This window comes from Pseudomonas sp. G11, from assembly GCF_029457515.1.
GTDB lineage: Bacteria > Pseudomonadota > Gammaproteobacteria > Pseudomonadales > Pseudomonadaceae > Aquipseudomonas > Aquipseudomonas gorinensis.
In genome coordinates this window covers 6,438,883-6,460,131 of record NZ_CP120377.1, presented here as the reverse complement: position 1 = coordinate 6,460,131, position 21,249 = coordinate 6,438,883, and the positions used below count along the sequence as shown (strand labels likewise).

17 protein-coding genes and 3 pseudogenes are annotated in these 21,249 nt (G+C 52.0%); 13 read left to right on the top strand and 7 right to left on the bottom strand.

Translation table 11 applies throughout. The features are described from left to right. The first annotated feature begins 203 nt into the window (after window positions 1–203). From P2T68_RS29760 to P2T68_RS29735, 6 genes are all read left to right on the top strand, one after another. The gene (locus P2T68_RS29760) at window positions 204–638 is read left to right on the top strand and encodes a S24 family peptidase (RefSeq protein WP_044275361.1); all 435 of its coding nucleotides are present in this window, start codon (window positions 204–206) and stop codon (window positions 636–638) included. Then, window positions 635–793 carry a DNA-directed DNA polymerase gene (locus P2T68_RS29755; RefSeq protein ID WP_102643153.1) on the top strand — a complete coding sequence of 53 codons (159 nt, stop codon included), beginning with the start codon at window positions 635–637 and terminating at the stop codon, window positions 791–793. Before P2T68_RS29760 ends, P2T68_RS29755 begins: the two co-directional genes overlap by 4 nt. Before the next feature lie 98 nt (window positions 794–891). Next, entirely contained in the window at window positions 892–2,049 is a 1,158-nt protein-coding gene (locus P2T68_RS29750) for a tyrosine-type recombinase/integrase (RefSeq protein ID WP_028692960.1), read from the top strand. 10 nt (window positions 2,050–2,059) lie between these two features. After that, complete coding sequence (locus tag P2T68_RS29745; RefSeq protein WP_032904191.1) at window positions 2,060–3,667, top strand: hypothetical protein; 1,608 nt, start codon at window positions 2,060–2,062, stop codon at window positions 3,665–3,667. Between the two features lie 98 nt (window positions 3,668–3,765). Next, window positions 3,766–5,505, top strand: coding sequence for a tyrosine-type recombinase/integrase (locus P2T68_RS29740; RefSeq protein WP_277378663.1), 1,740 nt, complete (start codon window positions 3,766–3,768; stop codon window positions 5,503–5,505). Beyond that, window positions 5,498–5,914: a TetR family transcriptional regulator gene (locus tag P2T68_RS29735; protein WP_079384160.1), complete on the top strand. Its 417-nt coding sequence runs from the start codon at window positions 5,498–5,500 to the stop codon at window positions 5,912–5,914. The genes P2T68_RS29740 and P2T68_RS29735 overlap by 8 nt, the downstream gene beginning before the upstream one ends. 89 nt (window positions 5,915–6,003) lie before the next feature. Here the strand turns inward: P2T68_RS29735 and P2T68_RS29730 are convergent, their stop codons facing one another. The 6 genes and pseudogenes from P2T68_RS29730 to P2T68_RS29705 form a co-directional block, all read right to left on the bottom strand. Continuing rightward, window positions 6,004–6,966: an SdiA-regulated domain-containing protein gene (locus P2T68_RS29730; RefSeq protein ID WP_028692954.1), complete on the bottom strand. Its 963-nt coding sequence runs from the start codon at window positions 6,964–6,966 to the stop codon at window positions 6,004–6,006. A gap of 45 nt (window positions 6,967–7,011) precedes the next feature. Continuing rightward, window positions 7,012–7,365: a TraR/DksA C4-type zinc finger protein gene (locus P2T68_RS29725; RefSeq protein WP_028692953.1), complete on the bottom strand. Its 354-nt coding sequence runs from the start codon at window positions 7,363–7,365 to the stop codon at window positions 7,012–7,014. Between the two features lie 5 nt (window positions 7,366–7,370). Then, a complete protein-coding gene (locus tag P2T68_RS29720) occupies window positions 7,371–8,222 on the bottom strand; it encodes a universal stress protein (protein WP_028692952.1) in 852 nt (283 codons plus the stop codon). Window positions 8,223–8,489: 267 nt separating this feature from the next. Continuing rightward, the gene (istB, locus tag P2T68_RS29715; protein ID WP_029241171.1) at window positions 8,490–9,293 is read right to left on the bottom strand and encodes an IS21-like element ISPsy20 family helper ATPase IstB; all 804 of its coding nucleotides are present in this window, start codon (window positions 9,291–9,293) and stop codon (window positions 8,490–8,492) included. After that, window positions 9,286–10,785 carry an IS21 family transposase gene (istA, locus tag P2T68_RS29710; protein ID WP_115129398.1) on the bottom strand — a complete coding sequence of 500 codons (1,500 nt, stop codon included), beginning with the start codon at window positions 10,783–10,785 and terminating at the stop codon, window positions 9,286–9,288. Before istA ends, istB begins: the two co-directional genes overlap by 8 nt. A 110-nt stretch (window positions 10,786–10,895) precedes the next feature. Then, window positions 10,896–12,302 (bottom strand): annotated as a pseudogene (locus P2T68_RS29705) (SulP family inorganic anion transporter); the annotation flags it as partial. A 448-nt stretch (window positions 12,303–12,750) separates the two neighbouring features. Between P2T68_RS29705 and umuC the strand changes: the two are divergent. The 7 genes and pseudogenes from umuC to P2T68_RS29670 all read left to right on the top strand — a co-directional run. After that, window positions 12,751–13,917 (top strand): annotated as a pseudogene (gene umuC, locus P2T68_RS29700) (translesion error-prone DNA polymerase V subunit UmuC); the annotation flags it as partial. A 26-nt stretch (window positions 13,918–13,943) separates the two neighbouring features. Next, window positions 13,944–14,579, top strand: a complete 636-nt coding sequence (locus P2T68_RS29695) for an SOS response-associated peptidase (RefSeq protein ID WP_044275365.1) — start codon at window positions 13,944–13,946, stop codon at window positions 14,577–14,579. Window positions 14,580–14,632: 53 nt separating this feature from the next. Further along, entirely contained in the window at window positions 14,633–14,830 is a 198-nt protein-coding gene (locus P2T68_RS29690; protein WP_044275367.1) for a hypothetical protein, read from the top strand. A 361-nt stretch (window positions 14,831–15,191) separates the two neighbouring features. After that, window positions 15,192–18,164, top strand: a complete 2,973-nt coding sequence (locus tag P2T68_RS29685) for a hypothetical protein (protein WP_056791216.1) — start codon at window positions 15,192–15,194, stop codon at window positions 18,162–18,164. Next, window positions 18,161–18,613 (top strand): hypothetical protein, encoded by a 453-nt coding sequence (locus P2T68_RS29680; RefSeq protein WP_199918362.1) that lies wholly within the window; start codon window positions 18,161–18,163, stop codon window positions 18,611–18,613. The genes P2T68_RS29685 and P2T68_RS29680 overlap by 4 nt, the downstream gene beginning before the upstream one ends. Further along, window positions 18,610–19,752, top strand: coding sequence for a nucleoside phosphorylase (locus P2T68_RS29675; protein WP_106118560.1), 1,143 nt, complete (start codon window positions 18,610–18,612; stop codon window positions 19,750–19,752). The genes P2T68_RS29680 and P2T68_RS29675 overlap by 4 nt, the downstream gene beginning before the upstream one ends. 55 nt (window positions 19,753–19,807) lie before the next feature. Then, window positions 19,808–20,211: pseudogene (locus P2T68_RS29670) on the top strand (SOS response-associated peptidase family protein); the annotation flags it as partial. Between the two features lie 3 nt (window positions 20,212–20,214). Here the strand turns inward: P2T68_RS29670 and P2T68_RS29665 are convergent. Continuing rightward, window positions 20,215–20,904: a hypothetical protein gene (locus P2T68_RS29665; protein WP_052439838.1), complete on the bottom strand. Its 690-nt coding sequence runs from the start codon at window positions 20,902–20,904 to the stop codon at window positions 20,215–20,217. Window positions 20,905–21,249 lie beyond the last annotated feature (345 nt).

The following is a 21,249-nucleotide window of genomic DNA, read 5'->3' as shown; positions in this document are numbered from 1 at the left end:
GGCATCGCACCGTACCTAAAGTGAGTTCAGGTACAGGAAACCGGATGGCCGCGTTCCGTGCAGTAAGAAATAGGAGTTCGAGTGGTATAGGTTTTCGGTAGGGCTCAATTCAGGTTGGAGGGCATTTGGTCGGCTCAAATTGACGCGACTTCCGCGGCGCAGTTAACTGTGTATCCATACAGTTATTTGTTCAGGCCAGGTATATGAGCGTGACCCTTCTTGGTCCCATTGCCAGTGGTGGTGTATCACTCCCACTGTATTCCTCCCAGGTGTCTGCCGGCTTTCCATCGCCGGCAGCGGATCACCTCGAAAGGTTGATATCGCTGGATGAGCTGTTCGAAATCAGGGCACCGCACGTGTACCTGGCCAAGATTTCTGGGCACAGCATGCAGGGTGCCGGTATTTTCAACGGTGACCTGGTGATCGTCGACAGAAGCAAAACGGCGCGGCATGGCGACATCGTCATTGCGGCGCTCAATGCCGAGTGCGTGTGCAAGCGTTTGCACCATCGAGATGGCCAAGTGGTGTTGATGGCCGAAAATCCCAAGTTTCCGCCCAGATACGTGATGGAAGGTGACGATCTGGTGATTTGGGGTGTGGTCAATTACAGCGTGCGCGATCATGAGCGATCATCATGAACGTGAAAGGTGCATCCCATCCAGACCAGCCAGTCTTTGCATTGGCAGATTGCAACAGCTTCTATGCCAGCTGTGAGCGTGTTTTTCGGCCGGATCTGGCCAGCACGCCCATTGTGGTACTCAGTAACAATGATCTGAGGGGTGGGAATCGTTAGTAAATCCTGTAGAGTCCGCGCCACCTTCTGAACCCCTCTGGAACAGCAGTTTCCAGGCTTCATAAGGCAATCCATTGGAAGTGTTTTAGGGCAGCGGCATGAGGCTGGTATTCGCAACAAAAGACCTAGCATTAGCAGGTCGATCCTTTGAAGGCTTTCCGTTGCTGATTGGGTCAGAGGGATGGCCAGTCGAGCCAGCTCAATCCTTCCTTTGGCACACGCTTATCGAGTCAGGTGAGGCCCTAAGCGATTTGACTTGGGAAGCCTATGGACGGCGTCTGTACGATTACTTTGCCTTCCTGGAAGCCAATGGATTGGGCTGGGACGAGGAAAGCCCGGCTCACGGTCTGAGTGCTCTGTCGAGGTACAGGGATTGGTCGAGCGGAGAATTAGCACTTGATCCCGGCACGGTGAACAATCGTCTGGCCTTGATCGTGAGGTTCTACCGATGGGCTAAGCAGCGCAACCTGATAACTGTGCTGCCCTTCGGTGAGAAAAGGGTAAGAGTTGCCCAACATTCCGGTCTTCTCAGTCATATCGCTCTGCCCGGAGCCGAGAGCACGAAAGTTTCGGTGATGGTTCGCGACCGAAAGCGCTTGACCAAATTCCTGACCAAGGATCAAGTCAAGGTATGCCTTGCCCTGGATACCGATCCAAGCCACCAGATATTGTTCCACCTCATGGTGCGTACCGGCCTTCGCTCCTGTGAAGCGAGGTCTTTTCCTCTCAAATATGTGTTCAACCCCAGGTTGAAGAAGGGACTGCGCCCAAGGCAAATGATCAGTGTTGCTCTTGATCCTTCAGACATGCATATCAAGTACGACCGGCCTAGAACTATCGACGTGCCATGGTCGTTGATGGAGAGCATGTGGTCTTACTCCCTTCACCAACGAGAGGTTCGTAAGTCCAATGGTGATGGACGTGTTACCGCGCTGCTGCTGACTAATGAAGGCAGGCATTATTCAAAAGATTCCGTAGTGGACGTTATGAAGTCCTATGAAAGAAAGTGCGGTTTCTATGTTCGGGCCCACATGCTACGCCACACCTATGGGACTTATACCTTGCTTGCTCTTCGAAAAAGCAAAGAGTTTGAAGGTGAGCCATTGTTGTATGTCCGAGATAGGCTGGGGCATTCAGATGTGCAAACAACTATGATCTATTTGCATCTCATAAACCAGCTTGAAGCCCAATCCGTCCTTGCTCACGAGGACGAAATTGACATGATGTTTATGACTGATTCGGTTTCGCGTATTTGAGGTAGCACCATTGGCTCGGCAAAAAAGCTACAAGGCGGTTATGCGGTCGGTTACAAAAGGATTCGAGGCTGTCGAAGATGATATCAAGATTGACCTGCCGAGAAACCCGAGAAACCACAGGCAACTCGATCATACGAAATATTTAGGCTTGGGCTTCGACGCTTGGGCAATTCAAAGTCTTCACGTTATCAAAGCTTTGCTACAAGGAGGAAACTTCTCAGTGACGACCTTGATTGGTTACTCTACGAACGGGCTGAGATTTTTTATAAATTTCTTGAGTGGAGGTTCGGTCAAGTCGCCACCTGCAACGCCAAACAGTCTTACCAAAAGCCACTTGGATCGATACGTCTCTTGGCTGAGGCTAAAATACCCTAACGGCTCGACAGCCAAGAATTACTATACTAGCTTCAAGTCGTTAGTTGTTGTTTTGGCTGAATATGGATTTATTGAAGTTAATCTTGACGATCTTTTGCCCCTCAATCCATTTCCTAATAATTCGCAGAGCACTAAAGATGCAGATCCGCTCACCTTGGGTGAAATGCAAAGGCTGATTGGCGCTTTGAAGTCAGATCTTATTGCCATCCATAAGGGTACATTCCTTGGAAATGGCGCGGAGGCGATGGCTGTATTGCTACTAATTACTGCGGCAAGGTCTGGAATCAATACTACGCCGCTCTTGGAGATGAAAAGGGATGCCCTACAGCCTCACCCATTTATTCCTAATCTCAGGTTGATTACTACCGTCAAACGTCGAGGTAAAGGCGCACAGAGCAAAACAATCCGTCAGACTAATCTGCTAGATGAGTACAGTGCTATTCCCCTGGATGGGGTGGCAGTCCTCAATAAGGCGCTGGAGATTTCTAAGCCACTCGTAGCACTGGCACCTGATGAAATATCTTCATGTGTGTGGTTATATCGCTCGGGCCAGCCTGGCCGCTCGAACGACATCGTTACCCTTACACCCGGTGCTTTATATGTCACGGCAAAAAGCATTTGTGAGCGTCATGCGCTTCAGGATGATCAAGGCAATCGGCTAAATGTCACGCTTAGTCGGCTGCGAAAGACTATGGAAAGCCGTTTGTGGAAACTGAGCGGTGGCGACATTATAGAAGTTTCCTCCGTTATGGGTCATACCCCTGGTGTCGCCGATAATCACTATTTGAAAATCAACGATGAGATCAAGGTCGACGGGGCGACATTTGTTGGGGAGGCTTTTCCGGACAAACTACGTGGCATAAACGTTATACCAACCCCACCAGGCGGCTGCAAAGATAGCCTTTACGGTAGTCTGGCACCAAAGGATGGCGTCAATCATTGTTCTGAATTCATCCACTGCCTCGGTTGCCCTAGCTATGCAATTGTAGGCACCTTGGAGGACTTATACCGGCTGTTCAGCTACCAACAATTCTTGTATGCAGAAGTCGAATACTTTCTCACGGACGAGTGGGGCGCATGGCGCAAGCGTCAGTTTGACTATATTCGATTGATAGATGATTTCACCCAGAAGTTTGATCTTGCATTGGTTTCGCAAGCAAGGGCTCAGGCTGAGTCATCTCCGCACTTGTTCTGGGCTAAAAAAATCGAGTTCATGAAGAAAAAATTGGGCGGCGAAATTTGAGCATAAGAACCACGAATGCGGTGTTAAAGGCATATGATGTCCTCATCGCACAGCCAGTTTCAGCGAATGGTCTAAGTCCCGCAGAGCGGGATGCAATCGTGATCAGCGCTATCGTTAATGAAGATGGAGAAACCTTCGTTCTTAGCAGGTTTGGCGATGCACAGTGGGATCTTCGCCCGTTTTTTGATCAGGCCAATATTGCTCATTCTTATAAATTCATCAACTGGGATATGGGCATGCCTCGGGCGCTTATTGATGACTGCAAAGCTGTTGCTTATGCTTGGTTTAAAAGAGGAATGCCTAGATCCAAACCTCCTATCGCACGGGGCATTACTACTTTCGCCGTCGTCAGCGTGATGCCTTTTGTTCGCTGGTTAAACAATCTAGGAGTTTCAAGCTTTGCAGATGTCCGTCCGATCCATGTCAGCAATTACGTTCATCATTGCAAATATGAATTGAAGTTAAGGCCTCTCCCGCTGTATGGGCGATTACGGGTTATTGATTTTCTTTGGGTGTTTTCTGTCGACACGATGTTTCCCATTCAGAGTTATCCTTGGGGTAATTCGACATTGTGGCGGATTTGTGGGGTCGCGAATGTAAAAGGGTTGGGTGCTGCCACTAAAAACGTCGGGCGAACAGATATCATTCCTCATGATGAACAATCTAGGATTTTCAACTATTGCGAAAGCATTGTCCGGGAGATGAAGGCCGAATTGGCAGTCAATGGTATTGGATATCATCCTAGTGATGAACGGATGGCAATTCGTTGCAGAGATGCTGTTCTGTATATAGTTTCAATCACTAGCGGCATGCGCAATGACGAGGCAATTGGAATTGAGGTTGGCGCTTGGCGCAAAGAGTTAAGAAATGGAATTAATTTTTGCTGGGTGACCACAGTCGAGCACAAGACAGGTAAAGGCCAAGTCGAATATCTTGTGCCAGAACTAACGATTGAAGCTTTAAGTCTTTTGGCAAAATATTCAGCACCCATCAGAAAAGAGCTGGATGAAGAGATTAGACAGCTTGCAAGCAATCGGGATTTTTCGTATTCAACTGAACATCTCCTTAGGCTCGAAAAAGCCCGAAAAGCCGCGAATAAACTATTTTTGGGACGAAACACACAAGGAGGGAAAGTTCAGGAAAGCCATCATGTTGAGGCTCTCAGCGGGCAAGCATCCAATGCTGCGTTTGACCGTATAGCTAAAGCCGCTGGAAGCGATTGGCCGTTGAGGACGCATCAATGCAGGCGAACATATGCAAGATGCTTTGTAGAATCCCGTATGGGCCGCACTTCATTGATCTACCTCAAATGGCAGTTCAAACACAGCAGCATGAGTATGACCCAACTCTATGCATCCAATCCGCAGCAAGACCTGACTCTCTTTGATGAGATCTTCCAGCAGATGACAGAGTTTAAAATTGACCTGATCGAATCATGGCTCGATGATCAGCCACTGGCAGGGGGCGCTGGCGAAAAGATTGTGGAATTGCGGGCAATTCCAATCAAGGATAGAGCTGCTTTGCTTGCCCAGACCGCCCCACATGCCAACATTCGTGCGACTGGACACGGCTGGTGCATCGCCACAGAGCGGGGCTGCGGAGGTGCTGGTCTATACGAAGCCACACGGTGTCCAGGGTGCAAAAATTCGGTGATCGATGAAGTCTTCGCCAGCACTTGGCAGGACATCTACATTCAACAGCGAGAGCTGATAAAAATTGAGGATGCAGGCCCGGCTGTTAGGCAGCGCGCAGAACGCGACTTGCAGGTTGCACTAGATGTAATTACCAGCCTTGGCCTTTCTCCAGTTGAGGAAATGGAGGAGGCGGCAAATGACTAGACAGGCGGTGGGCCCTGACTCTCCTATTCGCTCCAGGTCGAAGACACTCGCCGCGCTCAACAAGGTCGTCGACGATCTCATTGCTGGTGACGGAAAGCTTTCCATCACATCCGTTGCCCGTGCCGCAGGTGTGACTCCGGGACTCATCCATAACACTTACCCAAGCATAGCGGAAAGGATTCGCAACATCGTTGGCAAGTCGGTGCGAGCCCAGCGAGACTCTAAGCATCAAGCGTTGATGAGCGAGAAAGAAAAGAACAGGGTGCTCCGTGCAGAGAATGATCAGCTTTTAGCGGAGGTAGCTCGGCTGGCTTCGGTTAACCAGCGACTAATATTCGAGATGATTCAGCTGAAGGCGGTTGCCAACGGTAAGGTCACCGCACTCCCTCTGAAACCAGGGCCCAACTAGGCCCTGATGGGGAACCCGCAGAATTCGTAAAAATCGCACGCTAACAGTTCAAGCGTCCCGGCCACGCCTGACTGTAGCTTGTTGACTGGTCAGTCTGTCTCGCGGGTAAAGCGATAGAACAAGTTCGGCTCGCTGACCACGTACAAATACCCTTCATCGTCGATGGTTACGCCTTCGGCTTGGGGTATGCCTTTCAGCAAACCAGCAAACCCCCTCGCCAAGGAGCGGAAACTCACCACCTTGCCCTCATCGGTGATTTCAATCAGCAGTTTCGACTCGTCGCTGAGCAATATCAGGTGGCCACTCTGTTGATCGAAGACGACCGAAGACAAGTCAGTGGCAAATACCTTGTCCTTTACCAAGTTGGACAGGTCGCGCACGTGCAGGGAAAAACCTCCTGCCAGGCTGGCACGAAGGCCGCCCACTTCCAGCAATTGGCGAGGGTCACGCTCCTTGGTCACAAACAAGCGATCACCTTTCAGGTCGTAGGCGAGCCCTTCAAGGCCTTTGTTGTCCGCCTTGCCAAGTGCCAAGGTCAGAGCTGGATACTGGTCTCGGCTCAATGAGCGACCGGGAGAAAGCTTACTGCCTTCGGCGAGGGGGACATCCACGATAACAAGGCTCTGCCGGCGCTCCTCGGCGATTACCAGTTGGCCGTTGCCGGCATAGGACACCGCCTCCACATCGTGGAAACCGTCCAGGCTATAGCGCCTTTCCACGTCACCGTCACGACTGAGGGCCAATAGTTCGTTTGGGCCGTTGGTAACCGCCCATAGCAGGTTCAGGTCAGGGTCGAAGGTCAGGCCCGAAAGGTTGTTGTCCACACCGGGAACCGGCTTAGCATCGAGCTCAACCCGATAGTCAGGCAGCCACACAGAGCGCTCCTGCCAATCGTCGGTGTGCCAGTGGGTCTTGATCCAGAAGTACAACCGATCATCAAGGTGATGGGTGCGGACTTGGAATACGGTAAGCAATACAAAGCACAGCAGTGCCCACATCCAGGCACTTGTTTTCTGTGTTCGGCCCAACCAGTTTTTAGCCATCAAATACATTAGAAGCCTCGTTAATTGGGACTGACGTCACGAGCTGTCATGGTTTCAATCCGACTCGGCGCGGCTCGCACAGGTGATGCACAACGGCGTGGCCGGATCGAATTCCAGGCGGCCCGAGGCGATCAACTCGCCGCATTGGTTACACCAGCCATACTCGCCCTCGTGCCAACGCTTGAGGGCCAGCTGGAGGCGGACGCGTTCATGCTGCGCCCGACTGCGGATGGCATCGTTCATCGCTTGCTGCTGGAGTGCGTCCATCCTCGACAGACGCCCTACCTTGCTTTGATCCAACTCCACCGATTGCGAGCGAGACTCAGCGTCTTCCAGCAACCGATCCAGCTCGGCAGCCCGCTGTTCCAGTAGGGTCTTGAAATGGGCAAGATCGAGGGCGTCGTCCATGGCCGTTAGCGCAGCAGCAACAGTGGGCCAGTGGTGGTGCGCAGCATGCTGGTCGTGGTGCTGCCGACCAGAAACTGACGGATGCGCGAATGACCGTAGGCCCCCATCACCAGCAGGTCGATGCCGTGCTCTTTCTGATAGGCGTGCAAGGTAGGCTCTATCTCGCCGTTCAGGGTCTCGGCGCGAACAGTGAATCCGACGTTGAGCAGCACTTTCTGCGCCCAGTCCAGCTGCGCGGACGATTCGTCGTTCACTGGCCCAACCATCACCAGGTGGATCGGCAGCCCCTTCAGCAGGGGGCTGGCCGCCAGCATCTCCACACCCTTGCGGGTAGTAGCGCTGCCATCGAAGGCCAGCATCGCGCTCTCGGGCTTTTGGAAGTTGGCCGGGGTGACCAGGATTGGCCGGTGCATGATACGAATCACGCTCTCCAGCTGGCTTCCGACATGCTGACTCAGACCGCCGCTAGACTCGCCTTGGCGACCGATGACCAATAGGCGCGTTTCGCTTTCCAGCTCTTGCAGGTTTTCCAGCAGATCGCCATGACGTTGCTTGGACTCCGGCGCGGTCACACCATCCGTCATGGCCCGCTCTTTCGCGGCCGTTAACATGATCCGCCCCTGCTCCAGGGCCAACTTACCGCGCTGTTCATCCAGGGAAGCAAGCTCATCGAGCAGATGCTCGCGGCTGCCAAGGCCGATATTGCCACTCAAGTCGGCCGCAACTGGGTACTGGCGCTGATCCAGCACATGCAAGAAGGTCAGCGGGGCTTCCAGGCTCAGACTGGCCCAGGCTGCGTAGTCGCACACAGCTGGAGCCGAGGTGGAACCGTCGATACAGGCAATTACTTGGGTCATCGTTGTTCTCCTTCTCAGTGGCCCATGAGTTGATCAATGGCGTCGGGTTTATCGTGAACTCCGAATCGATCCACGATAGTGGCGCTCGCTTCGTTGAGACCTAACACTGTTGGCGCTGATTTAAAACTGACCCACCCTGCCGATTGAAAATTGACCCAGGACGGATTGCTGATTTTTGCCCCAGCAATTGTGGATAAGCTTAGCAGCAGTGTTCCGATTCAAGACCATCAAGCCCCACCGCAAGCGGCAGGGCATTTATGGTGCGGATCAAAATGGCTCATCGTCCTCGACATCATCTCCGTCCTTGCGCTTTCGTTCCCGTGACTTGATCTTTGTCTGCGCGGCCAAGGTGCTGTGTTGTAGTCGGTAGGACTCGTTGCCCGTTTCGACGATGTGGCAGTGGTGTGTCAGCCGATCCAGCAACGCGGTGGTCATCTTGGCGTCGCCAAACACACTCGACCATTCCGAGAAGCTCAGGTTGGTGGTGATGACCACGCTGGTGTGTTCGTACAGTTTGGACAGCAGGTGAAATAACAGGGCACCGCCGCTTTGACTGAAGGGCAAATACCCCAGCTCATCCAGTATCACCAGGTCTGTTCGTAGCAGTCCCTGGGCGATTCGCCCTGCCTTGCCATCGTACTTCTCACGCTCCAGCAGATTCACCAGATCCACCGTGGAAAAGAAGCGCACGCGTTTGTTGTGGGCCGTGATTCCGGATACAGCCAAGGCACTGGCCAGGTGTGTTTTCCCGGTTCCAGGGCCGCCGATGAACACGACATTCTGCGCGGTTTCAGTGAACGCTAAGCTGGATAGATCGCTGACCAGCCGGGCATCAGCGCTGGAAGCGCTGAAGTCAAAGCCAGCTAAGTCACGGTGCATGGGGAGTTTTGCCATGTTCATCTGATGATTCACCGAGCGTACCGCGCGATCCGCATGTTCCTGCTGAAGCAGATGTTCCAGCAGCCATTTCGATGAAGCCGTCGACGCTGTTCCTTGAGAGACCAGTTCTTCCCAAGCACTGGCCATGCCGTGCAGGCGAAGTTCTTTGAGTTCAGTCATTAGGTCACGCATTGCGATTCTCCTCATCGGTCGCACGGAGCCGGTCGTAGCGTGCCGTATTGGCAACAGGCGCGACCTTGAGTTGCAGGCTGGTTTCTACACAGGGAGGTGGTGTGGTGGAGGTCAGGCGGGCAACGACATTGAGGATGTGATCGGCGCTCAGACTTCCCGATTCAAGTACCAGCTCCACCGCCACCAGCACTGGTTCGAGACCCGCAATTGGCACAGCAGCCAGTACCTGCATCATGATTCGATCACCGTTGGTGTGACGCCTCAGTCCTCGTTTGAGAAGCCGTAACGGTTTTGGCAAATCAGCAAATGGCGCGCCGTTGCGCAATGCACCAGGCTTGCGTTCGATGAGTGGGATGTAGTGCTGCCAGTCAAAACTGACCTGATCTCGATCAAAGAGGCGCTCGTGACTGGCGATCACCGTTTCGTCGGCAATGACCACGATCCGCGAAGGGTACAAACGGCTGCTGACCCACTGGCCGACTCTCTCACATGGCACTGAATAGCGATTTCGCGCCACGCTGATCAGACAGGTGCTGGAGACCCGCACGGTACGCTCGACGTAGCCATCAAATACCGTCGGCATTGGCATCATTTCGACCTGCTCCAGCTCCAAGACCTCGGCCACCGTCAGCCCGTTGTACTGCGGATGCACCAGTTCGCTCCAGAGCGACCGGCAACGTTGGCCGAGCCAGACATTCAGCTCCTCAAAGGTATGGAACATGCAATTTTGAGCATCGAGCCAGATTCGCCTCCGGCTGTCCTGCACGTTCTTTTCGACGATGCCTTTCTCCCAGCCAGAGGCCACGTTGCAGAAGTCCGGATCGAACAGATAGTGCGCGCACATCACGGAAAACCGGGCGTTGACCGTGCGGCCTTTACCTTTGTTGACCTTGTCGACAGCCGTTTTCATGTTGTCGTAGATGCCGCGACGTGGCACGCCACCCAACGCTCCAAACGAGCGCGTATGGGCATCAAATAGCATCTCGTGGCCTTGGCTGGGGTACGCAACCAACCAGAATGCGCGGCTGGCGCACAGCTTCATGTGGGAGACCTGGACACGTCGAAAAAGACCACCGATCAGCAGACCTTCTTCGCTCCAGTCAAATTGAAAGGCCTCACCGAGAGCAAACGTCAGCGGTACAAAAGCGCGTAAAGACTTGCCTTGCTCCCCTCGCCAAGAGCGGACAAACGCCGTGAGCTGGCTGTAGCCGCCGTCGTAACCCTCGGCCTTGATCTGCTCGAAAAGCGCTTTGGCGCTCCTGCGGTTGTGTCTTGGCCGGAACGAATCGGCCTTGAGCGCCTGCTCCAGGGTCTCGTGAAAAGGGCTGAGCTTATTGAAGGTTGCGCACCGTTGGTACGCTGGCTGAGTGGCTTCGGGCGCTCTGACCCATTTTCGGATGGTGTTTCTCGACAGCCCGGTACGCTTGGCTATCTGATGCAGCGAGAGCTTGTCGCGGAAGTACATCCGCCGGATTTTTCCCAACATTTCCATGCTGATCACCCTGTGTTCTCCTGCTCAAAAAGTGAGCAGAAGCAGTTGAACACCTGGGTCAGTTTTCAGTCGGCAGAACAGCCTCTACTGGGTCAGTTTTCGGTCAGCGGCAACACTAACACTTCAACTTCGGTGCCTTCGCGGCGGAACTTGATAACCACCTTGTCCAGGGCAGCAACTGCGGTGATATCCCAGAAGTGGGCGCGATTCAGGTCGATGGTTACCTTGTTCAGGGCTTCTTTGAAGTCGAAGGCCGCGACGAACTTGTCTGCCGAGCTGAAGAACACCTGGCCAGTGACGTTATAGCTACGATGCTCGCCGGATTCGTCCAGCGAAGAACTGATCGCCATGTAATGGCCAACCTTGTTGGCGAAGAACATCGCGGCCAGCAGCACGCCGGCCAACACGCCGAAGGCAAGGTTGTGGGTGGCCACCACGACCACAACGGTGACGACCATGACAATGTTGGTCGACAACGGGTGCTTCTTCAGGTTGCGCAGCGAATCCCAACTGAAGGTGCCGATGGACACCATGATCATCACTGCCACCAGCGCAGCCATCGGGATCTGCTTCAGCCAGTCGCCGAGGAACACCACCATCAGCAGCAGGAATACACCTGCGGCCAGGGAGGACAGACGAGAACGACCGCCGGATTTCACGTTGATGATCGACTGACCAATCATCGCGCAGCCGGCCATACCGCCGATCAGACCCGAAGCAATGTTGGCCACGCCCTGGCCCTTGCACTCGCGGTTCTTGTCGCTGGGGGTGTCGGTCAGGTCGTCGACAATAGTCGCGGTCATCATCGACTCCAGCAGACCGACCACGGCCAGCGCTGCCGAGTAAGGGAAGATGATGGCCAACGTCTCGAACGTCAGCGGCACGTCAGGCCAGAGAAAGATTGGCAGCGTATCCGGCAGTTCCCCCATATCACCGACCGTGCGGATATCCAGCCCAACCGACATGGCGACTGCGGTCAGCACGATGATGCACACCAGTGGCGATGGGATGAGCTTGCCGATCCTGGGGATATAGGGAAATAGGTAGATGATGCCGAGGCCTGCGGCTGTCATGGCGTAGACGTGCCAGGTGACATTGGTCAGCTCGGGCAGCTGAGCCATGAAAATCAGGATCGCCAGTGCATTGACGAAGCCGGTCACCACCGAGCGCGAAACGAAGCGCATCAGCGAGCCGAGCTTCAGGTAGCCAGCACCAATTTGCAACACGCCACACAGCAGCGTGGCGGCCAGCAGATATTCAAGACCATGGTTCTTGACCAGGGTCACCATCAGCAGTGCCATGGCCCCTGTCGCGGCTGAAATCATGCCTGGGCGGCCACCGACAAAGGCGATCACCACGGCGATACAGAATGAGGCGTAGAGACCAACTTTGGGGTCGACGCCCGCAATGATAGAGAAAGCGATGGCTTCAGGGATCAGCGCAAGTGCGACGACGATCCCCGCGAGCACGTCGCCACGGACGTTGGAAAACCACGTTTGTTTGAGTGTTTGTAGCATCAGAATATCCAAAGCAATGCACCGCACGCATGCCAGGAAAATGGCGAGCGCGTCGATACGAATTCAAATTGTGAGGATTATTTTGCTGTGCGCTTTGGGTGTAAGAACCGGGCATACAGCAGTACGCAGCCGCCAGCGAAACTGGCGGAGGCGAGGTTGTTGCGAGGGGGCGTAGCGCTAAGGCGGCGTAGGCTGCCAGTAGAGCGTTTGGAGTACAGTCATGCTGGTGTTCCTGTAGCTCAAGGGGTATGCGGAGCCAAAAGTATACAGTGAAGCTATCGTCGATTGCGATCCGCCGCCCTGCTTTGCGAAGCCACGTCTGAAATAGGCTTAGTCGAGGAGTATCGCCATCAGGAACGAAGGAAAATAATCAAAAAAATGTTAGGGAGTTAATTTGCTTATAAATCAATATCTTACACTCAACTAACTGTTAGGGTCATTCAGATACAACGACGGCTGCGTGATTGCGCGTAGCTACGACGCTAAGCCCTTTGTGAAAATGGGCGCGCCTTTCTTTCAGATCAAAGACACGCTGCGTCGTCATGGGATCGTGGCGTTTTCTTCCAACTACGCGCTGTACGGGCAGCTGTCTGAAAGGGTCATGACCCTTGTAGAATCAATGGTTTGCGATTCAGAAATTTACAGTATTGATGAAATATTTTGTGACCTCTCCGGCATGCCCGGTGACCTCACCGAATTCGGTCGAAAGATCCGTGCCAAAGTCTTAAAACATACCGGAATTCCGGTGGGTGTGGGCATTGCCCACACCAAAACCCTGGCCAAACTGGCCAATCACACCGCAAAACGCCTGCAGGCGCAGACTGGCGGCGTCGTGGATCTGTGCGACCCCTTCAAACGCGACTGGGTATTGCGCAACACCGCCGTGGAAGAGGTGTGGGGTATTGGTCGACGCATGACGGCGCATATGCACGCCCTGGGCATTCACACCGCCATGGACCTAGCCAAGGCTGATCCTGTCTTGCTCGGGCGTAAATTCAGCGTTGTCCTGGAGAAAACGGTGCGCGAGCTCGCCGGCACTTCGTGCCTGGCCCTGGAAGAGGCCGCACCGGCCAAGCAGGAGATCTGCTGCAGCAGAATGTTCGGCGTGCGCCTGGAGACGATCGAGCCGATCAAAGAGGCGGTGGCCACCTACGCGCAGCGTGCGTCGGAAAAGCTTAGGGCCCAGCATTCGCTGTGCAAGAAGATCCGCGTGAGCATTCGGACCGGCATGTTTAACCCCGACGAGGCGCGTTACGCTAACGGCGTGCTGGTGGAGCTGCCCTATCCCACTAATGACGTGCGATTGATCACCAAGGCTGCGACGCAGGCCGTGGAACGTCTATTCCGTCCTGGGTTCCGATACAGCAAGGCCGAAGTGTTGCTGATGGATCTGCGTCAACCGGGTGAGTTCACCGATGATCTGTTTGCGCACACGCAGCCGGCGGCGGCCGACAAGGTGATGAGCGTCCTGGACGAAATCAACAACCGATGGGGACGCGGTACGCTGCGCGCGGCGGCTGTGCCGGCGGCGCCGGCTTGGGCGATGCGCCGTGAGTTGATGAGCCCGAGCTACACCACCCGGCTTGACCAGTTGTGGACGATCAACGCCAATTGAGGCGTCAGGATCTGGAGGGAGTGTGTATGTGCAGTCATTACGAAGCACCGGCGCCGCAGCGGGTGGCCGAGACATTTGGCGTTGAGCTGTTTGAACAGGGCAAGCTGGATCTGTACCCAGGCTACAGCGGGCCTTTCATTCGCGGTGTGGAGCACGTCGACGACGAATCGCCGGCGCCGGTGGAGGTGCTGCAAGGTGCGTTTGGGCTGATCCCGACCTGGAGCAAGGACACCAAAATCGTGCGCAGCACCTACAACTGCCGATCGGAGACGGCCAGTCAAAAACCATCGTTCCGCACGGCTTGGCGAAAAGCGCAGCACTGCATTATCCCGGCCGCAGCCATCTATGAGCCTGACTGGCGATCAGGAAAGGCGATCGCCACGCGCATTGCGCGGGCAGACGGTGAGATAATGGGCATCGCCGGCCTGTGGGAGCAGTGGCGCAATCCCGGTACTGGGGAGACCCTGCACAGTTTCACCATGCTGACCCTCAATGCGGATGATCACCCGTTCATGCGCCACTACCACAAGCCCCAGGACGAAAAGCGCATGCTGGTGATCCTGCCTCGAGGGTTGTATGGGGATTGGTTGAATGCCGGCGCCGGCGACAGCATGGCGTTCATGCGTCAGTACCCGGCCGACCGCCTGGCTGTCGCCCTGTAATGCAGGACAGCGGCTACGCCCTGCCCTGAGCCACTAAAAAAGAGCGTGATGGAATGACAAAAGAAGAACTACGACAGCAGCTGCAGGCGCAGCTTGATCAGCATCTGCAGGTGCATCCTGACGCGGTGACGCTTTACGCGGCCGTGCCTGAGCCGGAAACCAAGCCGTGGAAAAAGAAACCGAGTTTGCTCGATCAGGCATTTGCCCAAGACCTGGCGCAGATTGAGAGGGAGTTGCAGGGCAAGGTCTAACATTCCCTGTTATGAAAGAAAAGCAGCGTCGAGGCGAGCTGGTGCGCTAGGTGTAGTAGTAACGGGACTTACGTCGAATTGATTCCATGTCCTTCGTGTGCTTGACATGACCCAGCCAAGCTTGAACTTTGGCGACATTGGCTTCACAAGACATTTTGATAGGCAGGTTGTGGCCGACGGTTGTCCAGGTTGGCAAATCACTTAACCGCGTCTGAGACCAGCAGGACGGGGAAAGTTCTCTAAAACCACAAGCTCGGCAAACCCATCAAGCCCTACGTAAGCTCCGAATTTTCTGATATCGTCCGGGTAAGGAAGAAAACGGCCTCGATAGCAGGTTTCTAAAAAAGGAGTAAGTGCCAGCATGTCGTCTTTTACTAAAGCCAAAAATTCTTTACGTCTCCCGATCTTTTTTAAGCTTGTAGCGTCCCTTAAGTCTCTTAAGAAAAGAAATCTGCTTCGAGGTTACGCTTCTCAAGAGTTAAGGATAAAAAGCGCAATTGATGACATCCGGAAAGGGAACACCATCGATGATATTATGACAATTGGAGCTCTATTAAAGGGCCCCAAAGGGTTGATCGCCGGTGAGACAAAGAAGACGAGCAGTGATCTTTTCAGGTTTACAATGTTGACGGCGCTGCACTGGCAGGAAGAGGTAAGATATACCTGTGGTTATTTGAATTCAGCGCAAGACGATTGTACAGCCGCATTGAAGCACATGGCACAGTTAGCTAAGCTTGAGAAAATTAACACTGATGAAGCACTAGAGTTCATATATTTGATGGCCAAGATATATGGTGCCTCAAACTATCTATCTTACAAGCTAGGCTATATACGAGTGACCAGGAAGCTGACCGCTCCACAATTAGCGAAAATCAGCGATATTGAAGCTGAAATGGGCCACAAGGAAAAGCCCGCATTTCATTTTAGCGCAATGGAGAACTTGAGCCCAAGGATATCTCTTTTTTTGATCGCGCAGCGACGTGTCAGTGCCTTAGTTGGCAAGGTTGACGGCGATATTAGACGATCATATACAATTAGTAATTTCATACCAACGCCATTGAATGACGAGGATTTGGCGAAATATTTATTGCGTGCAACCGAGTCATCGTTGATCGATACGCTTCAAGCAGTTATAGTAATCATGAACCTCAACGTTTTTAAGCGTCAGGCTCGCGAATTGCAACTTAGATTAACCACTGAGATATGGGTTGAATTAGAAGCCGTCATCCATCAGTCAACGAACGGGGATGATGCGCAGTTGATACCTGAGCACTATCTAGATAGTGACGAAGAGAATGACCGATCTCTTGATTTTTATCGGATCTCCTCATGTTTTCTTGAAAGACCAAATTTGGCTGAATTTCGAAACGAAATAGACCGCGTGATTGGCGCTCGTCTGTTAGCTGAAATCGTAAAAGATTTTAAATTTGGAGAGCGCGATTTCTACGAAGATAAGGATGCTCTGCTGAATGATGAAGGGACTATTGTTAGGAAGTCTCCAAACATCAGGTTAGACTCCTTTTACAGAACATTTTTGTTCCTTAGGTTTATCGAGCAACGTACTAATTTGCTAGCGTTGTCCGACGAAGATATTAAATACATCTTTGAACAGACACTTGCTCTAGAGGTTTTACTGACCGAAGCTGAGCTGAGAGCCATTTACAGCATAGTTCCAGATGAGACCCAGAAGTTTGTAGCAGTATTAGCTCTTGCCCTATTTAGAAAAAAATCCATAGACCCCGACGTAGATTATGAGTTTAGGTCAGATTTAATAGATCATGTCAAAGCGAACTACAATGGTTTAATACTTGAATTTATCGATGACTTGGTGACTGATTCACCGCAAATCGCTAGCTACATAGCCGACTCGCTAGATGAAGTGACTATTGAGAAACTCTATGAGGTTATCAAGAGTTCCTCTCAAGCATCCGAAATCCGTAGAGATATCCTCAAACTTATAGGAAAAAAACTCAACCGTATTGACTATGTTATCGAGGCGGATGCTATCGAGACTCGATCAAAATTAGCTACCTTGCAGAGCTATTTCGATAGCAGTCGAATGTACGTCGACAGTTTTGCCATGAAGAAGTGGCTTGATGGTAATCCCTCTGTTTCCACTGAACAGTTTCGTACTTCCTACCCCAGTATCCAAGCAACACTTAGAACTATTGAAAATAAATCGGGCGAAAGCGAAGATATATATTTTATAACGCTAAACGAGCAAAGTGAGGGCATGATCGCGCAGATAGCTAAGGACGCGTTTGATCAATTTTGTCTGAATACTGAATTTGGGATCGAGTCCTATTTAGGGCGACGAATTCGCCATAACACATTAGATGGAGTTATGACTGAGTCTGTTGATGCTGTTTTTAATAAATCTGACTACCGTATGATAATGGCCGGACAAAGTATGAAGCGTACGGCCGATGCATGGCGTTCGCAATTTAGAGCCATTATCGACAAACTGAGAAAAGAGCGGTTGCAGTTCAAGTCACCCACCTCCCTCTTCAATTCGGTTGTTGATTTAGAAGACTTCGCGACTCGGGAAAATATTCGATTGCTTTCGAGCAGCCTTCGAGTTGCTGGAAGCCAGCTTCTCAACGACTTAGTCATATCGTTCTGCTGGAAGCAGATCTCCCCCCAGCTAGAAAGTGCGGCTCGCTACATCAAAACAGAGCTGCTGCAAGAGGCTACAGGCAGCATTAGTAAGCACTTCTCAGGCTCGTTTGGCAGTGTTGAAGAGCAATTAAAAATGGAGCTACATGAAGCTGTAAGCGGCGTGTTCATGAAAGTAGCTGACTGGTTTAGAGTTCCACAGACAGGTTTCATTTCGGCTTCGGTTAGGGAGCTTTGTGACATCATCCTATACGATTTGAATCGTCCTCAGGCTGTGGACTACACAGGTGGCGCTCTTGAAAATAAATATACGGGTATCAGCGTACATCGTCTGTATGACTGCGTAGCGGTCCTGCTCCAAAACGCGCTAATCCACGGTGAAGAAGGACAGAAGGTCAATGTCTGCGTAACAGCGAAAAAGGCTGAAACCAACCAAATCCTAGATGTTGTGACCGTCCAAATAATGTCTGTGGTTTCAAGTAGTAAATATGAGGATTCGAAGCTGCGCATTGAACGAGCGATACGGTCCATTGAAGGAGGCATAGACATGGTAACTGAGGGATATACGGGCATAAAAAAAGTCAAATTCATTACCCAAAAAAGCGAAAACTTTCATACGCTTAAATGCGAGGCTGATGATGAAAATCGATCGCTGACATTGAGTTTTACGTTGCATTCAGAAACAGTGAGTGAGGACAACGTTGTTGGAGTCGCATGATGAGAATATTACTAGTTGAAGATGAAATACATAAGAAAGACGAGATAAACAGTTGCGTTCTAGAGGTGTTTGGTAATCTGCCAGTCATGGTAGATAGCGTGAGTAGCGCCGTTTTAGAGGTCAAGTCTAATGACTATGACTTAATAATCCTAGACATGGCTCTCTCCACGTTTGGAGAAAGTGCAGGTGACAACAAGAAAGGACATGACCAAGCCCAAGGTGGTATAGAGGTTTTGCGTGCGTTAAAGGGTTATCGAAAGCAATCGAATATCCTCATAGTCACTCAATATCCTGACTTCTTCATTGGTGGAATAAAAGTCAAGCTTAAAAACTCACCGAAAATAATTAGCGAAAAGTATTCTCAAAGGGTCGTGGGTGCAATTTTGTACACGTATAAGTCTAAACCGACAATTCAAAGAATTACATCAATCTTGAGATCACTTTCTTGAAAATTCTACTAATTGAAGACAATCCGGGTAAGGCTGGCTGCATCACTGATCATCTTATTGTCAAGGGAGTTCCTCCAGCAGATATTATACATGCGCAAAATATGACAGACTTCGCAGCGTTTCTTAACCACGAAATTGGCCTGTTTATTATAGATTTCAAGCTACCCAGCTATGACGGTGGCACCGCGATACCAAATGGTAAGGCGATTTTGGAGGCAATCATAAAATCCGGTAAAAACGACGCTTTAATGATCGCTATTAGCTCGTATCCTGTCGATTTTCCTGAGGTTAGAGAACAATTTGAAGCACACGGCTGCATTTTGTCGGACTTCAAGAATAGTGACAGCTGGAAGTCTACCCTCGACCATTTGCTCACCCAGTTAAAAAAAAGCTTCAGGTTTGATTTTTTAATTTTCTGCGCCCTTAAAGAAGAACGTAAACCTTACGCTACCTTTGTTAATGGTCGGGGTGTTAATCGTGGAGGTGTCACCTGCTGGGATTTTGAGATTTCTGGCAAGAGGGGTTCAATAATACAGATGCCGCAAATGGGGCTAGTCAATGCCGCGATCACTGCAGCAACTTGCATAGATCGTTACAAACCAAAGATTATTGCTATGAGTGGAATTTGCGGCGGTTTCAAAGATCAGACAGAGCTCGGCCAGCTTCTTGTGTCCAAGATGGTTTATGAATATCAAAGCGGAAAATGGTCCGACGAAGGCTTTCAAAATGAACCATACCAAGTACCCACGGATTCACATTTCTTGGGTCATATAGAGAGCTTGCTGGATGATGAAAATTTGTTAGAGGAGCTTGAGAAGAAATTTCGCGGCGATCGGCCTACCAAATATACTGCCCCTGCGACGGCCATATTCACCAGCGGATCGGCAGTGATTGCCGACAGTAAATATATTAGTCAGATCGAAAAATTTCATCGAAAAGTTCAAGGTCTCGATATGGAGATTTTTGCCGTCCAGCGTGCTGCTGAATTGTCGTCTGTAAAGCCTATATGCCTATGCGCCAAGACTGTGGTAGATCTATGCAATGCTGAAAAGTCAGATAAGATACATGCTTATGGAGCGTTTGTTTCCGCTCGATTTGTTTTGATGGGCTTGGAGACTTTTTTCAAGAGCGAAGTTTAAGATTCGCGTACGGTACCGCACCCCCAGCGGCTCGGCCTCGGCACGGGCTGCGTGCAACTGCCGATCGGAGACGGCCAGTCAAAAAGCGTCGTTCTGTACGGCTTGGCGAAAAGCGTAGCACTGCATTATCCCGGCCGCATTTATGAGCCTGACTGGCGATCAGGAAAGGCGATCGCCACACGCATTGCGCGGGCAGACGGTGAGACAATGGGCATCGCCGGCCTGTGGGAGCAGTGGCGCAATCCCGGTACCGGGGTGACTGTACACAGCGTCACCATGCTGACCATCAATTCGGATAATCACCCGTTCATTCGCAACTACCACAAGCCCGAGGATGAAAAACGCATGGTGGTGATCCTGCCCCAGGGACTTTACGGCGATTAGCTTAAAGCGCCTGCAGGCGAAAGCATGGAGTTCATGCGTCAGTACCCGGCAGACCGGATGAAAGTCGCGATGTGATCGTCAGGGTTTGGTAGCCAACACCGCATTGACCGTCTGAGTCTGGGACATCCAGGCAGCAGTCTGGTCGCAGCGATATCTGACGACCCTATATATCAGCGCGTAGTCCTGCGCGAGTTGGCGTGCGAAGATGGGCTCATGGTGGGCAATGCGATTGCGAAATTTTCGGGTCGCCTCCAAGGCGTTTCGAATTTCCGCGCGTAGCTTGTGATAAGGAAGAGCAGCCGGAGCGTGTGGGAACAGGCGCTTAAGATGGTTATCCCAGAGCCCGTGATCGTAACGCGCAGTAAACATGGACTCCCAGAAAGCAAAACTCATTTCGGCAATCGCCTTGTCCGCAGACGGCGGGTTACCACCAGCGCTTTGTTCTGCTTTCTGCCTGGCCGCCAACAGAGCTTGACGCGGCTTAAACGCTGAACCACCAGGGTCAGGCAAACTCAGAAAAAAACCTTGGCTCCAGGGCCAGTGAGCGCCATAGGTAGCAGTCAAAGCTTCAGATACGGCGTTTCGGACCACAACCTCACAGAAATGAAGAGGATGGATGAAAGCAGCCGAAATCGCTGCGTTCCAAGCGTATAAGTGGATGGCGGCGCTCAGCGGCGAAGGCTTGTTGCTGCAAGCGGTCAAGTAGGTGCCCATCCTTGGCATGGAAAGGGCAGTCTGCTTGGCAAGATCAGGCGACGTGAAAGACATGAAATTGGGCCGAAGTTGACGAAGCCGTCATTTAGCCATACTATTGTTCCACTAACCACTTGGATAGGAGTCAACCTACAGCAGGATTGATTTCGCCGAGGGATGTACGACAGTACACACAAAGCCCACCGAAAGGTGGGCTTTGTGTATGTGGTACAAAAAACTGCTGCGTCCTGCATCGTATGCGGCAAACGACCTGAAGCACTTGTCAACTATGGAAGGCAGCGCTTGTTCCTTTGGTCCGTACCAGGCTGCTGCAGGTTGGCTCGCTCTACTCTATACGCCGGCGTGGGCGGTCGTTTAAATCGCCTGGGCTCGACACAACCAACATTTCACCTTTCGCAC

Bases quoted from the DNA above. Each gene is read 5' to 3' on its own strand.
- P2T68_RS29760 (WP_044275361.1), top strand. From the start codon at position 204: ATGAGCGTGACCCTTCTTGGTCCCATTGCCAGTGGTGGTGTATCACTC.
- P2T68_RS29755 (WP_102643153.1), top strand. From the start codon at position 635: ATGAACGTGAAAGGTGCATCCCATCCAGACCAGCCAGTCTTTGCATTG.
- P2T68_RS29750 (WP_028692960.1), top strand. From the start codon at position 892: ATGAGGCTGGTATTCGCAACAAAAGACCTAGCATTAGCAGGTCGATCC.
- P2T68_RS29735 (WP_079384160.1), top strand. From the start codon at position 5,498: ATGACTAGACAGGCGGTGGGCCCTGACTCTCCTATTCGCTCCAGGTCG.
- P2T68_RS29730 (WP_028692954.1), bottom strand. From the start codon at position 6,966: ATGTATTTGATGGCTAAAAACTGGTTGGGCCGAACACAGAAAACAAGT.
- P2T68_RS29725 (WP_028692953.1), bottom strand. From the start codon at position 7,365: ATGGACGACGCCCTCGATCTTGCCCATTTCAAGACCCTACTGGAACAG.
- P2T68_RS29720 (WP_028692952.1), bottom strand. From the start codon at position 8,222: ATGACCCAAGTAATTGCCTGTATCGACGGTTCCACCTCGGCTCCAGCT.
- istB (WP_029241171.1), bottom strand. From the start codon at position 9,293: ATGCGTGACCTAATGACTGAACTCAAAGAACTTCGCCTGCACGGCATG.
- istA (WP_115129398.1), bottom strand. From the start codon at position 10,785: ATGGAAATGTTGGGAAAAATCCGGCGGATGTACTTCCGCGACAAGCTC.
- P2T68_RS29695 (WP_044275365.1), top strand. From the start codon at position 13,944: ATGTGCAGTCATTACGAAGCACCGGCGCCGCAGCGGGTGGCCGAGACA.
- P2T68_RS29690 (WP_044275367.1), top strand. From the start codon at position 14,633: ATGACAAAAGAAGAACTACGACAGCAGCTGCAGGCGCAGCTTGATCAG.
- P2T68_RS29685 (WP_056791216.1), top strand. From the start codon at position 15,192: ATGTCGTCTTTTACTAAAGCCAAAAATTCTTTACGTCTCCCGATCTTT.
- P2T68_RS29680 (WP_199918362.1), top strand. From the start codon at position 18,161: ATGATGAGAATATTACTAGTTGAAGATGAAATACATAAGAAAGACGAG.
- P2T68_RS29665 (WP_052439838.1), bottom strand. From the start codon at position 20,904: ATGTCTTTCACGTCGCCTGATCTTGCCAAGCAGACTGCCCTTTCCATG.